This is a genomic window from Citrobacter sp. R56, assembly GCF_016811995.1.
Taxonomy (GTDB): domain Bacteria; phylum Pseudomonadota; class Gammaproteobacteria; order Enterobacterales; family Enterobacteriaceae; genus Citrobacter_D; species Citrobacter_D enshiensis.
In genome coordinates this window covers 1,793,517-1,807,984 of record NZ_CP069159.1, presented here as the reverse complement: position 1 = coordinate 1,807,984, position 14,468 = coordinate 1,793,517, and the positions used below count along the sequence as shown (strand labels likewise).

Sequence of the window (14,468 nt, the reverse complement as noted above, 5' to 3'; positions counted from 1 at the left end):
CCGCTAAAAAGCGGGCTTTTCTAAATCTGGCTCCTCTGACTGGACTCGAACCAGTGACATACGGATTAACAGTCCGCCGTTCTACCGACTGAACTACAGAGGAATCGGTGTGGAGGCATATCTTAGCGGCGAAATTTTTTTTGTCAAACCCCATTTCCCCCATAACGGTTCATTTGCCGTTTCTCTCAACAATTTGTAGCAATTGCAGACATTTTTCCTGGAAAAAACTTTGCAGCTTTTCTGTTTCTCCCTCATCATTTGAAATGAAGTTTCAACTTTCTCTTTAAGGTCCACTTTGAACGTCTCCGCCGCATTACGCCGGGCTGTATCCCGCACACCCTGGTATGCCAAACGCAAGAGTTATAAAGTTCTTTTCTGGCGTGAAATCACCCCGCTCGCTGTTCCTATTTTTCTTGAAAACACCTGTGTCCTGTTAATGGGGGTATTAAGTACCTTCCTGGTCAGTTGGCTGGGCAAAGAGGCTATGGCGGGCGTCGGGCTTGCCGATAGCTTCAACATGGTCATCATGGCGTTTTTTGCCGCTATCGATCTGGGGACTACGGTCGTGGTGGCATTTAGCTTGGGTAAACGCGATCGGCGACGTGCCAGAGCCGCAGCGAGGCAATCGCTGGTGATCATGACGCTTTTTGCCATCGTGCTGGCGGCTGTAATTCATTATTTCGGTGAGCAGATCATTGATATTGTGGCTGGAGAAGCCACCCCAGACGTGAAAGCCCTGGCGCTGACCTATCTGGAACTGACGGTCATCAGTTATCCTGCGGCCGCGATCGCGCTGATTGGTAGTGGCGCGTTACGCGGGGCGGGTAATACCAAAATCCCGTTACTCATCAATGGTGGCATGAATATCCTGAATATCATTATCAGCAGTATTTTGATTTACGGGATTTTTTCATGGCAGGGGTTGGGATTTGAGGGGGCCGGACTGGGGTTGACCATCTCCCGCTATATTGGCGCTGTCGCCATCATCTGGGTACTGATGATTGGGTTTAACCCGGCATTGCGTATCACGCTAAAAAGCTACTTTAAGCCGCTAAATTTCGCCATTATCTGGGAAGTGATGGGCATTGGCATTCCGGCAAGTATTGAATCGGTTCTGTTCAATAGCGGAAAACTGCTAACGCAAATGTTCGTTGCGGGGATGGGCACCAGTGTCATCGCCGGTAACTTTATTGCGTTCTCGATTGCTGCGCTGATAAACCTGCCGGGAAACGCCCTAGGGTCGGCATCAACCATTATTACGGGCAGACGACTGGGTAATGGTCAAATGGCGCAGGCGGAAATTCAGCTACGCCATGTGTTCTGGCTTTCCACCATCGGATTAACGGCAATCGCGTGGTTGAGCGCGCCCTTTGCCGGAATAATGGCATCGTTTTATACCCACGATCAGGATGTAAAAGATGTAGTGGTGATCCTGATTTGGCTGAACGCAGCATTTATGCCTATCTGGGCGGCATCCTGGGTTTTACCTGCCGGATTTAAGGGCGCACGTGACGCCCGGTATGCCATGTGGGTTTCGATGTTGGGGATGTGGGGATGCCGTGTCGTCGCAGGTTACACGTTGGGGATTGTTCTTGGCTGGGGCGTAGTGGGTGTCTGGATGGGGATGTTCTTCGACTGGGCAGTCCGTGCGGCTCTCTTTTACTGGCGTATGGTGACCGGACGATGGCTCTGGAAATACCCTCGCCCGACGCATGAAAAGTGTGTAAAACAACCGAACGCGTGTGAATAAACGGCGAAATGGGGAAAATTTCGGCAAACGATCAAGTTTGTGCATTCAGGCTTTGACAATGACGATGGGCGTCGCTAATATTCGCCCCGTTCACACGATTCCTCTGTAGTTCAGTCGGTAGAACGGCGGACTGTTAATCCGTATGTCACTGGTTCGAGTCCAGTCAGAGGAGCCAAATTTAGAAAAGCCCGCTTTTTAGCGGGCTTTTTGCTTTCTTATTCAGCCTTAATTCGCCAGTATGACCCTCATCCCCGGCGTAGGCGGATACGGTAGGTTTGCGCACCCGACCAAATACTGATGTCGGGTGAATGGCTAATTTAGAAGTTGTATTTAATGCCAAGACGGTAGCGCATTTCCATTTCGTCTTTTTCGTGGTTGGTGTTGTAACGAGGAACCACGCCTATTTCAGTATAAGGTGTCCAGTTTTTGTTGAGCGGTAACGTCGCGACGACATTATACAACCAGTAATTATGATCCCCTTTGTAGTCCTCATAGTTTGTAAAGCGGTATTCATAGTCACCCGTTACGGTAAATTTATCGCTGACGTAGCCAAACTCCCAGTTGAACTGGTTATAATTTTTGTTATCCACTGATGATTTTTCATCAACCTGAATCCCCGGACGCCAGCGAAATGTTGTCACCCAGCTATCAGTAATTTTATAAATAGCTTTAATCTGCGCACGATAGCCAACAAAGGTATCACCATTATCCAGATTCAAAGCCGGAGCAAGGGTTAATTTATCCGTTATTTTAAAATTACGCCCAAATTCCCACTCGCTGCCATTGCCACTGTAACCACCATTGCCTTCTTTAAATCCATCAGACGTTACTTTTGTACTTTCTGCCTGTTTACCTTCCACACTAGCAAAATACCCATCCTTGGTAGTGTGACTCAGTTTCAGGCGATCTGCATTAGTTTTACTGTCGGCTTTATATTCATGCCGATAGTCGAGTGTTACCGCACCAGCAGAAAAAGAGAGAATAATAATAGACAGGGTACTCAATTTAAAAAAATTGTTCATAAACACTCCATATTTTAAACATAAGAAATCTGTCGTATGGGCATTTCTGCCCATACTTTATATTCACAATTTGTCGTTATTATCAGATGGCGATTAACCCCGTGGGGTTAACTCTTCCTTGACGGACTTTGCGACTTCTTCGGCGATTGTTGATGACAGCCCTGTATAGTTATTAGGTTCCAGAAATGTCAAAATCTCATCCGTTGTAAATAAACCTGAAATTTGAGGGTCTTCACACAGCAGTTTAGAAAAACTGGATTTTTCATGTATTGACTGCATTGCCAGTGAATACATTTTTTCATGGGCCTTATCTTTTCCCAGAACGGCAGCAAGCTTCATCATTATGAATTCGCTATTATCCAGACCGCTATTAATACCAGCATTGCGGCACATCTGCTCCCGGTTAACATGCAGCGTTCGGGTGAGCTCCTCCGCGCGTAAAATAATTTCTGTCATTAACGCCAGCGCTTCATGTAACGATGATTCCAGTAACATATAAGAAGAGCTGTCTGCTTCGTAGGGACGACTTGAAGAGTTGAGCATGACAGAAGAAAGTGAGTACAGTTTCTGTGCGTTAGCGATAATGCCTTTAGCAAGCTTTGGATTGACCTTATGAGGCATCGTGCTGCTGCCAACCGTTCCGGTCGTAAATCCTTCACCCAGCTCAGCAATTTCTTCCAGTGACGTACTGTAAACTTCCTCGGCGATCTTGTGGCAGCAACTGGCCAGCAATGAAAGCACCTGAACATACTCAACTTTATGGTTGGCGATATTGCGAGAAGGAACGCGCATCTCAGACATACCCAGCAGTTCAGCCATGCGAGTTTGTACCTGCCGCCCAGCTTCACCACTTGAGTTGAAGGCGCCTACGGCTCCCCCCATCATGATGCGAAATACCCTTTTTTCGCATTGTTCCATGCGTTCCAGCATCATCTGGAATTCATCGATCCATACCGCAACCTTAAAGCCAAACGTAATGGGAATAGCGTGGCGGCCATGAGTTCGTCCTGGCATGACGGTATTCGCTTCACGGGTGGCGATCTCTGCAAGATTAAGCAGAATCTCTTCAATAACCGTTTTGAATTTAACGTGTACCTTCTTCATTACCAGCAGTTGCGCACTCTGCTGAATATTTTGTGTGGTAACACCATAGTGAACAAATTTTCCACTATCCGCCGGACAAGCTTTTACCAGCATTTTGAGAAAGGGCACAAAGCCATGCCCTATTTCTCTTTGCAACTCATTAACGGTGTTAATATCGATGTTTTCAATACGACACGACTGGATGATTTTTTTGGCATCATCTGCCGGAATTATTCCTATTTCACTCTGAGCTTTTGCCAGCGCGGCTTCAATATCCAGCCAGGAGCGGAATTTTTCTTCTTCGGTTAATAACGCTCTGATCCCGCGATCATCCATCGTTTTTGTTTTTGAATCGTATAAAGCACTCACGATTTATTCCTTATTAATCATTTGCCAGCAATCTTATCGACAATCGCGTTCTTTACAAACTCGACGTGTGGACCGAAAACAACGTGGATATGGTTATTTTTAGGAATAAATATTCCTGAGGATCCTGCATTTTTTAGCGTATCAGTCTGTACCTTACCCTGGTCTTTTAAATCGATACGTAAGCGAGTTACGCAGTTATCAACATTCTTAATATTGTCACTCCCGCCAAGTCCTTCTAATACCAGAGTGGCAATTTCCGGATAACGTTTTTCTTTCAACAGGTTATTGTTTCTGATCTCTTCTTCACGGCCCGGCGTCTGGATTTTGAATTTTTCAATCGCAAAGCGGAACACCACATAGAAGACGACAAAGTTCACCGCCCCCAGGATAACGAGCTGGACCCAGTGGGTGTTTTCATACAGCAGTCCAAAGATGCCGAAGTCAAAAATGGTGCCACGAATATAGCCAATGGAAACATCAAGGAACGCCAGAGGGATGGCCATCACCCCACATAGCACGGTGTAGATAAAGAACAGACCTGGCGCGATAAACAGGAATGAAAACTCCAGCGGTTCCGTCACGTTGCCGAGGAAGGCGGTCAACACGATGGTCAGGATCATCCCTTTAGCAATAGGACGGTTAGCCTTAAACGAGGCGTGATACATTGCCAGGCCAATAGCCGGAACACGGAAGAGCGTATTGAGCATCTGACCAGCGCCCAGGTAAGCGGTGAGTTTAGGCATCAATGACCAGCTCGGATCGTTAGGGCCAAGCTCAAAGAGGATCTTATTGGTGGCATTGAGAATACCGGTATAAGTTTCCCCATTAATCAAGTAGGTCCCGCCTGCTTCGGTAAAGCGCAGCACCGAGGCCAGCACATGATGGAGGCCGAAAGGGATCAGAGTACGGTGAATAAACCAGTACACACCGACGCCAAACGTGTCGTTCATCATAATGAATGAGATGCTGGTCAGCGCGGTGGTGACCCCACTCCACACGAAAGGAATCAGCAGCCCAACAGGGATCATGTACAGGAAAGTGATGATCGGGACTGACTTCTTACCGCTGAAGAAAGCAAAAGCCAGAGGAAGCTGCAGCCGGTAAAATCGGTCGGTCACTTTTGCAGCCACCAGCCCGGAAATAATCCCCCCCATCGCTTCAATCTTCAGCGTTTGTATGCCAAGTACCAGACCCTGGCCTACAGAAGAGAGGTCGCCCTTGGCTAACGCGCCATTCACCTTTAGCCAGACGTTCATCACGATGGTGAGCGTCAGGTAAGCCAATACCGCAGAGAATACTGCAATACCCTTCTCATTTTTGGAAAGCCCATAGGCAACCCCCATGGCAAACAATAACGGGATATTGTTAAAGACGATCCCGGTAATGTCCCTCATACTCTCCAGTATCATTTTTATTACATCGTTACCAAGGAACGGTAACTTATTTATCATATAAGACTGGCTCAGCGCAGCACAGATACCCATTATCATCCCAATCGGTGCCATCACCGCTATTGGCAATAATAGTGAGCGTCCAAATAGCTGTATGCCGTCTTTAAATTTGTCCATCTTCATTGGCTATACTCTGTCTTAATTAATCAGTAATTTTAACTATTTGACCCTATTGTCATCTGCGGGCACATCAACATTCAAGGTAACTTGATGTAATAAAGCTGCGACAATAAGTTTCCGTGAAAACACGATAAAGTGAATGTGTGAGCATCATCTCACTATCAATTTCTACATATTGACATGAAGGTTAAACCAACTGAGATTGTGCGCATAAAAAGGAGGTGATTATTAGCATTAACCAGTATGACATTGCTTTTCTTAGCTTTATGCAAGATAAAGGACAGTTGGCATTTACGGATATTCCTGAGCATTTTCCAGGAAAGAGCTTACTCACGTTAAAACGCAGCGTCGCAAACATTAATTATTACCTTAAAACAGAGCGTATTACCATTCATGCAGACTCTTTTGTCTGCGATCTCACTTATGCTGATTTGCTTGCATTTTTATCAAATCTTAAAGTCAAAGACTATAACTCATCCGTTGAAGAGAGGATTAAACTTATTCTCTTTTACGCATTTCTTTATACGACGGTAAACACATCCCGACTCTATGAAGAGATTGGCATTAGCTTAACGACGAAAAAGAAAGATTTGAAAATACTGGAAAATTATTTATCAGCACGAGATTTGAAATCTGAAGTTGTCAGTCGTAAAGGGATAAGAATTACGGGTAATGAAACAGCCTGGCGGATTCTTATTATGGAGATCCTTGCATCCATTTGCGAACTGAATCACGAGGCATCCCTGGTCGGGCGCGCCGCTAACGATGTCTATGAAAGGTTGATGTTTTCCCGTTTTAGTCAACAATCGCAAGCCTTACCTGAGGTGGTGGACAGGTTTCATGCTGTTATCCGCGATGAGCAACTGGCGCTCTCCTACCCCGGCAAAAAATTGCTCTATATCTGGCTGCTGCTAGAGGCGATCCGTGCTCCTGAAAGTCATGTCACTCCCTGTGATATCCCCGTACTACTGCCGCTTTGTCCTCACAAGGCATACAGTGCGGAAGAGCAACTGAGGCACTATTTTATCCACTCACTCGATCAAAACAGTACGGAACTGCCACTCATCGATTTGCGTCTGTACGCGACTCTGAGAGCATTTTTTACTGACGTGAGTAAAAATATCATTACTACAATAATCTACCCTGATGCGCTTCTGCATGAACTTTATCAGTATATTCAGAAATGCATTTTGCGCAGTATTCTTGGTTACAGCCTATTTGATAACAATCTATCAAGTACGGAGAAACACTATCCCAACCTTTTTCATATTGTTCAGCAGTCAATTCAGGTTTTAGAATCGGCATACCAACTTAATCTTGATAAAAATCAGCTATCGACAATAACCCTGATAATAAAAAAACATATCAACAGCAGCAAGTTATCGGGTAGAAACAGAAAAACAGTTATCATAGTAACAAACTCTGCTGTAGAAAAGATTGACTTTTTTATCAGCCATCTCAAATTTCATCTGGATATCGATGTAAAAGAATCGATTAACATTCATGAAAAAGAACGGCTAAAAGATTTAGATGCCGATATTGTCGTCACCTTCTCAAACCGTATTTCATGGTTGCTGAATGAGATGAACGTTGACCATATTAAGGTAAATTATCACCTCAAGGATAACGACATCCGGGTTTTTATCGCTCATGGTTTCTCCAGCAATCTCAATAGAAAACTGTCCACTCACGATTTTTTAGATGCTATTGAAGGAAAGTCGAGAGAGGAGATCCATGAACTTCTTAAGCGGAACTATATGAATTATTTTACTTAATTCTCGTGACAGATTAAATTTTAGAGGCCAACCATAATCACTAAAAAACAGGGCCTGGGGATTTCTGAAAAGCAATGCTAGTGTCTGATTTATTACCGCCATAACATCTGGCGGTAATTTGTTTTTCTGCTACTGCCGTTATTCAGGCGCATCATTTATTGATTGATGGAACCGACATTAATATTCACCGGCATTCCGGAGCGACGCTCCAGTTCATGGTTGACCCGGCTGGCATCAACGCCACCGCTCGTCATGAAGGTGCGTAGCGCAGGCGTTACCGGCAGCGGGACTTTTCTGTCAGATTCATATTCGGCGCGATTACGTGACAGCGGCTCGTGAACTTCAAGCCAGCGGCTACCGTCCGGCTCTGTGGTGTATTTCACCGGCTGGTCGATCAGTTGCACACGCGTACCCACCGGCACGTTGTCGAACAGATACTTAATGTCATCGTTACGTAAGCGGATACAGCCCTGACTTACACGCAGGCCAATGCCAAAATTGGCGTTCGTGCCATGGATGGCGTACAGCTTACCGATATAAATGGCATACAACCCCATCGGGTTATCCGGTCCCGCAGGAACGAACGCGGGCAGACTCTCCCCTCTCCGGGCATACTCACGTCGGGTATTGGGGGTTGGACTCCATGTCGGCGCTTCCTGTTTACGCTGTACCGATGTCACCCAGTTGCGCGGGGTTTCTCGCCCTGCCTGACCAATGCCGATGGGCAGAATTTCAACCGTATTTCCCCCACTCGGATAATAGTAGAGACGCATTTCCGCCACGTTAATCACGATGCCCTCACGGACCGTGGCGGGCAAAATGAGCTGTTGCGGAATAACGAGAGTCGACCCGGACCTGGGTAGATAGACATCCACTCCAGGGTTCGCTTCCAGCATATTGCTCAATCCCAGACCGTACTGAGCTGCAAATGTCTCCAGCGGTTGGGTATTTTTATCCGGTACTATTATCGTCAGCGGGGCGCCCACCAGGCGACTTCCGTCAGGCGGTAGCGGGTAAGTCACCGCCATGGCGATCTGGCTGGTCAATAGCATGACCAGAGAGCAAAACAATTTCACACGAGGCATCATTTCCCTTTCCTCAGTCGCGGCAGGTGTCAGTTAATTATAGCTTTTTGATATACGATGGGTGTTAACGAAGGACTGTTCACTTGCAAGAGTGTAACAATAAACGGGTTTAAAAAGGAAACCCCCACCTGTAAGCGGGGGTTGCAGGGAGTGACTACGCTTCTTTACCGTCCGGCAGTTCGATATTGCTGTCTGCCAGATGCCCCATATTGCTGTACATCGCACAGGCCGCCTCAACGATCGGCATGGCCAGGGCTGCGCCACTGCCCTCACCCAGTCGCATCCCCATATTCAGATACGGGTCCAGTTCCAGATGCGCCAGCGCAATCCGCGCCCCTTTCTCCGCCGAAAAATGGGAAGGTATCAAATACGGCTTAATCTCAGGAGCAATCCGACAAGCCGCCAGCGCCGCAGAATAAGAGAGGAAACCATCCATCAGTACGGGTAATCCGCAGGACGCCGCGCCAAGCATCACGCCAGCCATACCAACCAGATCAAATCCGCCCACTTTGGCCAGCACATCAATACCGTCACGCGAGTCAGGCTGATTCACGCTAATGGCACGACGCACCACATCCACTTTATTCCCCACTTTAGACAACGGGAGATTGGCCCCAATCCCGACTACATCCTCAGCATCGTTTCCGGTCAGCACGCTCACGATTGCCGCAGCCGGGGTGGTATTCGCCATCCCCAACTCCCCAACACCAAACAACGTCACGCCGTTCTGTGCCAGTTCCTGGGTATACCGAATCACTTCCAGCAGTAACTCTTCGGTTTGCGTGCGGCTCATTGCCGGCCCTGTGGCGATATTGCCGCAGCCACGCGCCACGCGCATGTTTACGACGCCAGGGATCGGCTCACAGTCAATCCCGACATCGACCACATGTACCTTTGCGCCCGCCTGTGCGGCCAGCACACAGACGCCGGTCGTTCCCCGCAGCATATTCGCAGCCTGAACCGCAGTCACCACTTTAGGCGAGACAGCAACCCCTTCATCCCATACGCCGTGATCCGCGCACATCACCAACATCGCTTTCTCACCCACGTGAGGAACGCCGTTGAGACCCGGCATTCCGGCCAGTTGCACAGCCAGCGCTTCCAGGCGACCGAGACTGCCTGGCGGCTTGAGCAAACCGTCAATATGTTGCTGCGCACGCGACATCGCATCACCGTCAATCGGTGGGATCGCACGGAGTACTGAGGATAAAGTCTGCATAAGGGTTCTCATTGTGTTGGCTGACTCACAGCAGAGCCAGCAGGAAGATTAACTCACCAAGTTCGATAGCCGCGCCCAGCGTATCGCCAGTTTGTCCACCCAACGTACGTTTAAGTAATTGACCAAGAATGAAAATCGCCACCATGGTGACCACTATCGCCGCCAGCCCTTGCATACCCGGCAGCAGCACGGCGGCCAAAATCGCCGCTAAACCTAGCGTGACGCAGGTCTGTCGCCCGGTGACTTTGCCGATAAACACATTGCCCAGCCCTTCTTCGCGGGCATAGCGATGACGGTACATCAGCAATACGGCAATGCCTCGCCCTGCGGCACAGGCAGCGACCAGCGACGCCAGTACAGGCGTTCCCCGCAGCGCCAGTTCACTGACTACCAGCACCTTCGCCAGCAAGACAAAAATCAGAGCCAGTCCGCCATGCGTTCCCAGACGACTGTCACGCATGATCTCCAGCATGCGTTCCCGGCGACGCGCAGAAAATACGCCATCGCAGGTATCGGCAAGGCCATCCAGATGGAAACCACCCGTTAAGAGCGCCAGCGTCAGCACCGCAAACAGTGACGCCAGAGGAATGCCGCACCAGGGTTGCACAGCCATAAACACCAGCCCACTTAACCCACCCAGCACCAGACCAATCAGCGGAAACATCACAATGCCGCGTGAATATTGATCGAAATCCAGCCCCTGCGACCAGCGGACGGGAACGGGCAAACGACTGATAAACGAAAGCATTGCCCAGAACAACTTACTCATTTAATTTTGACTCCAATACCTGACACCACCAGCCATACCTCATCGGCAGCGCTGGCAAGACGTTGGTTAACCCGGCCGGCAATATCGCGAAAATGGCGCGCCAGACGGTTCTCCGGGACGATGCCCATCCCAACTTCGTTGGTCACCAGCACCACGTTTGCAGGACAGCGCTGGCAGGCAGCAATCAGCGCGTGGACCTCGTCCTCAATGGCGCGTTCCATCGCCGCATAATCCCAGCTATCGGGATCGCTCTCGCCCCCCAACGCAAACAGCATGTTGGTCACCATTGTCGTGATGCACTCCAACAAAATGGCCTCATCGGGATCGTTTTGCGCCGTTATCAGCTCATCAAGCTGTTGCCAGCGTTCGGCGGTACGCCAGTGCGCCGGTCGTCCGTCCCGATGATGTTGAATTCGCGCCGCCATCTCTTCGTCAAAGACCTGAGACGTTGCGATGTATAACACCTGCGGCGAATCCGCAATCAGCGCTTCGGCATGTCGGCTTTTTCCACTGCGCGCTCCGCCCGTTACCAGAATCATCATACAGGCTCCTGATGTTGTTGCATGATTTGATAAATCTTATCAATATCAATATGTTCACGCATCCCTTCTGCCAGCAGATCGAACTGCTGCAATTTGTACTGCCCATACTGAAAAGTCATATCCAGGGGTTCCAGGCCTTTACGCACGCGCAGGCCATTGAGCAGAGCACGGGTAAAATCATCGCTATCAAACAGGCCATGCAGGTAGGTGCCAAACGCCAGTCCATCCTCTGTCACGGCGCCATCCGCCACATCTTGCCCGTTTTTTTGCAACTGCATCACTGAACGGCTGTCCTCGTTCAGCGTGGTTTCACCCATATGAATTTCATAACCACGTACGGGTAAACCTGAAGCCGCAGCCAGCCATCCGGGCAGCGCAGACGACATTGTCGCTTCTACCTGGGTCGTGGTTTTATGCTGCGCAAAATGGGTGACGGTGTTGAGTAAGCCAAGCCCCGGCAGCGTGCCCAGCCCGGACTCCACGTCATCAATGATGGTATCGCCGAGGATCTGGTAGCCGCCGCAAATGCCCATGATGGGCACGCTGCGTTGATGTGCCTGTAAAACAGCATGCGCCATACCGCTTTCGCGCATCCACACCAGATCGCCCAGCGTATTTTTACTGCCGGGCAGGAGAACCAAATCGACGGTTTCCAGCTCTTCAGGATGCCGCACGTAGCGTACCCGGACATCCGGTTGGGCTGCCAGCGCGTTGAAATCGGTAAAATTTGAGATGTGCGGCAGTTGAACAACTGCAATATCGATATCGCGTTTTTCGGTGCGCAGATATTTCCCTTTTTGCAGCGCCACGCCATCTTCATCTTCCAGATCCACATCCAGCCAGGGCATGACCCCCAGCACCGGCACCCCGGTCAATGACTCAATTTGTTCAATGCCGGAGTAAAGCAGCGCCACATCACCTCTGAATTTGTTGATGATGACCCCTTTCACTCTGGCGCGTTCATGGTCGTGCAGCAGGGCCAGCGTGCCATAAATGGAGGCGAAGACCCCGCCCCGATCGATATCCGCCACCAGGATCACCGGGCATTTTGCCATCTCCGCCATCCCCATATTGACGATGTCGCGATCGCGCAGGTTTATCTCTGCCGGGCTGCCCGCCCCCTCCAGCACGATGACGTCATGTTCCTGCGCCAGGCTGGTATATACCTCAAGGATCTGTTCCCGTAGCCGCGGTTTATATTCGTGGTAGCTGACGGCATCCATATCGGTGGCGACTTTACCCATCAGTACCACTTGCGCTTTGCGATCGCTGGTGGGTTTTAGCAGCACCGGATTCATCCGCACGTCGGGTGTGATCCCTGCGGCCTCCGCCTGAAAGATCTGCGCACGGCCCATCTCTTTGCCATCCGGCGTGATACCGGAGTTCAGCGCCATATTCTGCGATTTAAAAGGCGCCGTACGCAGACCGTCCTGATAAAAAATACGGCACAGTCCTGCCACCAGCACGCTTTTACCCACATCAGATGCCGTTCCCTGCAACATTATTGCCTGCGTCATGACGCCTCCTTCAGTGCGTTCTCTCGCATACGACTAAAAAATTCAGCTTCGGTTTTACACAGCGGCAGACCCAATTGGGCATGCAGTTTCACCAGCCAGGGCTGCGTTAACCCAGCTTGTTCGATTAATTCAGTTCGGGAAAATACCTCGCCCGGCTCGCCGTGCGCCAGCACTTCGCCACGGCGCAGGACATATACCGCATCGCTGACTTCATAAATGAGATCAATATCGTGGCTGGAGATGACGACGTGATTCCCCTGCGCCACAATCCGCTTGATGATGTCGATCATTTGCGTTCTGCCAGCAGGGTCAAGACCTGCCGTCGGTTCATCCAGCAACAAATAACGGGCCTGTAAAACCATCGCCCCCGCAATCGCCACCCGTTTTTTCTGCCCGTGGCTTAAACACTGGATCGGTTGATGGCGAAAATGCTGGGCATCCACCAGCGTCAGCGCATCCTCAACACGTCGGGCTATCTCGGCTTCCGCCACGCCCAGATTACGCAGGCTAAACGCAATGTCGCTATCAATGTCGGTATAGAAAATTTGCTGATCGGGGTCCTGAAAGACGGTAGCTACCTGCTGGCGCAACGCCAACAGGCCGCGCTTACTGTAATCCAGCGGTTTCCCCTGCCACAGAACCGCCCCTTTTTGTGGGCGCAGAAGGCCGCTCAGGTTCATAAACAGCGTCGATTTCCCGCAACCATTTGCGCCAACTAATCCGGTCACAGAATGCGCGGAAAAATCCAGCGTGAGCCCTTTGAGTACCTGCTCATCCTGATAGCGAAACCAGAGCTCTGTCGTGGCAAGCATGCTTTTCCTTACAGGTGAAAATCACCCTGATACAGTTTGATATCCAGCGTGGTAGCCATTTGCTGATAGCGGATCAGCACGCGAGTAAACAGTAATCCGACCAACATCGCCAGAGAACGGTAACTTTTCGGCAGACTACGATAACCAAAACGCAGCGTTTGCGCGCGATGAATGGCAAGCGCCTCGTCTAACAGAATAAAAATGAAGCGCCAGGTCAGCAGGATCTGCTCGGTGAGCAGTCGCGGCACACGCGCGCGTTTAAGCAATACAATCAGCTGTGGAAACGGTAGATTCAACACCAGCCAGAACGTTGCCGCCAGTGCGGCCAGGCTACGCCAGAAGGTTTCGTTAGCGGTGATAAGTCCTGAAGAGGTAATCCCCAACCAGTAGGGTCCAACAGGCAAACTGACCAACAGCGACTGGGGATCGCGGCTTACGCTAAACAGAATCGTCACCACCCCAATCACTAAAAAACCAAAGGGCAAGGCCATCCACCGGCACCAGCGCCATACCGAGAGGCGTAACAACCAGCAGGTCAGTCCTGCAGTAAGCAAAAGCTCAATGCCCTGCCCCCAGGGAGGCAGGGTGAACGCCAGCGTCATCATCACCGCCCAGAGCAAAAACTTTCGCTCCGGTGATACATGAAACCAGCGACTCTGGTAGCTAAGCCTGTCAAGCCCGGTCATCACGACGTTGTCTGCCTTTGCAATAACCCAGAATGTAGAAAATCACTGCCGCGCCAAGCGACCCCTGCAGGGTGAACAGCAAACTTTCGATTTCACCACTGGCCGGTTCATACAGTGGCTCGAACCAGGGTTTATAATCCGGCGCAATGGCCTGGATCTGGCTTTCAGCCTCTCCATCAGAACCGCCGTATTCGCCGCCATGATTAATGAAGAACGGCAGGATCACCAGGGCTATCACCATGCTCAACAATATCAGCGTCTTTTTCAT

Annotated in this window: 14 protein-coding genes and 2 tRNA genes; 4 read left to right on the top strand and 12 right to left on the bottom strand. The window is 49.9% G+C overall.

Annotation, left to right across the window (positions count from 1 at the left end; translation table 11 throughout):
• Window positions 1–27 precede the first annotated feature (27 nt).
• Window positions 28–103 (bottom strand) — tRNA-Asn (locus tag JM656_RS08580).
• A 6-nt stretch (window positions 104–109) separates the two neighbouring features.
• Between JM656_RS08580 and JM656_RS22500 the strand changes: the two genes are divergently transcribed.
• The 3 genes from JM656_RS22500 to JM656_RS08570 all read left to right on the top strand — a co-directional run bounded on the left by JM656_RS22500 (window position 110) and on the right by JM656_RS08570 (window position 1,925).
• Complete coding sequence (locus tag JM656_RS22500) at window positions 110–199, top strand: DUF5951 family protein (RefSeq protein WP_370552326.1); 90 nt, start codon at window positions 110–112, stop codon at window positions 197–199.
• A gap of 96 nt (window positions 200–295) precedes the next feature.
• Window positions 296–1,750 (top strand): EmmdR/YeeO family multidrug/toxin efflux MATE transporter, encoded by a 1,455-nt coding sequence (locus JM656_RS08575; protein WP_203360798.1) that lies wholly within the window; start codon window positions 296–298, stop codon window positions 1,748–1,750.
• 99 nt (window positions 1,751–1,849) lie between these two features.
• Window positions 1,850–1,925: transfer RNA gene (locus JM656_RS08570), tRNA-Asn, on the top strand.
• Between the two features lie 142 nt (window positions 1,926–2,067).
• On the opposite strand, the gene JM656_RS08565 is transcribed toward JM656_RS08570, so the two are convergent.
• From JM656_RS08565 to JM656_RS08555, 3 genes are all read right to left on the bottom strand, one after another.
• Entirely contained in the window at window positions 2,068–2,772 is a 705-nt protein-coding gene (locus tag JM656_RS08565) for an oligogalacturonate-specific porin KdgM family protein (RefSeq protein ID WP_203360797.1), read from the bottom strand.
• Window positions 2,773–2,865: 93 nt separating this feature from the next.
• Window positions 2,866–4,224, bottom strand: a complete 1,359-nt coding sequence (locus JM656_RS08560; RefSeq protein WP_203360796.1) for an adenylosuccinate lyase family protein — start codon at window positions 4,222–4,224, stop codon at window positions 2,866–2,868.
• A gap of 17 nt (window positions 4,225–4,241) precedes the next feature.
• Complete coding sequence (locus JM656_RS08555) at window positions 4,242–5,798, bottom strand: PTS transporter subunit EIIC (RefSeq protein WP_192612651.1); 1,557 nt, start codon at window positions 5,796–5,798, stop codon at window positions 4,242–4,244.
• 218 nt (window positions 5,799–6,016) lie between these two features.
• On the opposite strand from JM656_RS08555, the gene JM656_RS08550 reads away from it, so the two are divergent.
• Complete coding sequence (locus tag JM656_RS08550; protein WP_203360795.1) at window positions 6,017–7,570, top strand: PRD domain-containing protein; 1,554 nt, start codon at window positions 6,017–6,019, stop codon at window positions 7,568–7,570.
• Between the two features lie 155 nt (window positions 7,571–7,725).
• Here the strand turns inward: JM656_RS08550 and ldtA are convergent, their stop codons facing one another.
• The 8 genes from ldtA to JM656_RS08510 all read right to left on the bottom strand — a co-directional run bounded on the left by ldtA (window position 7,726) and on the right by JM656_RS08510 (window position 14,468).
• Window positions 7,726–8,655, bottom strand: a complete 930-nt coding sequence (gene ldtA, locus JM656_RS08545; RefSeq protein WP_203361247.1) for a L,D-transpeptidase — start codon at window positions 8,653–8,655, stop codon at window positions 7,726–7,728.
• Between the two features lie 154 nt (window positions 8,656–8,809).
• Window positions 8,810–9,874 (bottom strand): nicotinate-nucleotide--dimethylbenzimidazole phosphoribosyltransferase, encoded by a 1,065-nt coding sequence (gene cobT, locus JM656_RS08540; RefSeq protein WP_203360794.1) that lies wholly within the window; start codon window positions 9,872–9,874, stop codon window positions 8,810–8,812.
• A 25-nt stretch (window positions 9,875–9,899) separates the two neighbouring features.
• Window positions 9,900–10,643: an adenosylcobinamide-GDP ribazoletransferase gene (gene cobS / locus JM656_RS08535; RefSeq protein WP_203360793.1), complete on the bottom strand. Its 744-nt coding sequence runs from the start codon at window positions 10,641–10,643 to the stop codon at window positions 9,900–9,902.
• On the bottom strand, window positions 10,640–11,185 hold the full coding sequence (cobU, locus tag JM656_RS08530; protein WP_203360792.1) for a bifunctional adenosylcobinamide kinase/adenosylcobinamide-phosphate guanylyltransferase: 546 nt from the start codon (window positions 11,183–11,185) through the stop codon (window positions 10,640–10,642). Before cobU ends, cobS begins: the two co-directional genes overlap by 4 nt.
• Complete coding sequence (locus JM656_RS08525) at window positions 11,182–12,702, bottom strand: cobyric acid synthase (protein WP_203360791.1); 1,521 nt, start codon at window positions 12,700–12,702, stop codon at window positions 11,182–11,184. Before JM656_RS08525 ends, cobU begins: the two co-directional genes overlap by 4 nt.
• A complete protein-coding gene (locus JM656_RS08520; RefSeq protein ID WP_203360790.1) occupies window positions 12,699–13,514 on the bottom strand; it encodes an energy-coupling factor ABC transporter ATP-binding protein in 816 nt (271 codons plus the stop codon). The genes JM656_RS08525 and JM656_RS08520 overlap by 4 nt, the downstream gene beginning before the upstream one ends.
• 8 nt (window positions 13,515–13,522) lie before the next feature.
• Window positions 13,523–14,200, bottom strand: coding sequence for an energy-coupling factor ABC transporter transmembrane protein (locus JM656_RS08515; protein WP_203361246.1), 678 nt, complete (start codon window positions 14,198–14,200; stop codon window positions 13,523–13,525).
• Window positions 14,187–14,468, bottom strand: a complete 282-nt coding sequence (locus JM656_RS08510) for an energy-coupling factor ABC transporter substrate-binding protein (RefSeq protein WP_203360789.1) — start codon at window positions 14,466–14,468, stop codon at window positions 14,187–14,189. The genes JM656_RS08515 and JM656_RS08510 overlap by 14 nt, the downstream gene beginning before the upstream one ends.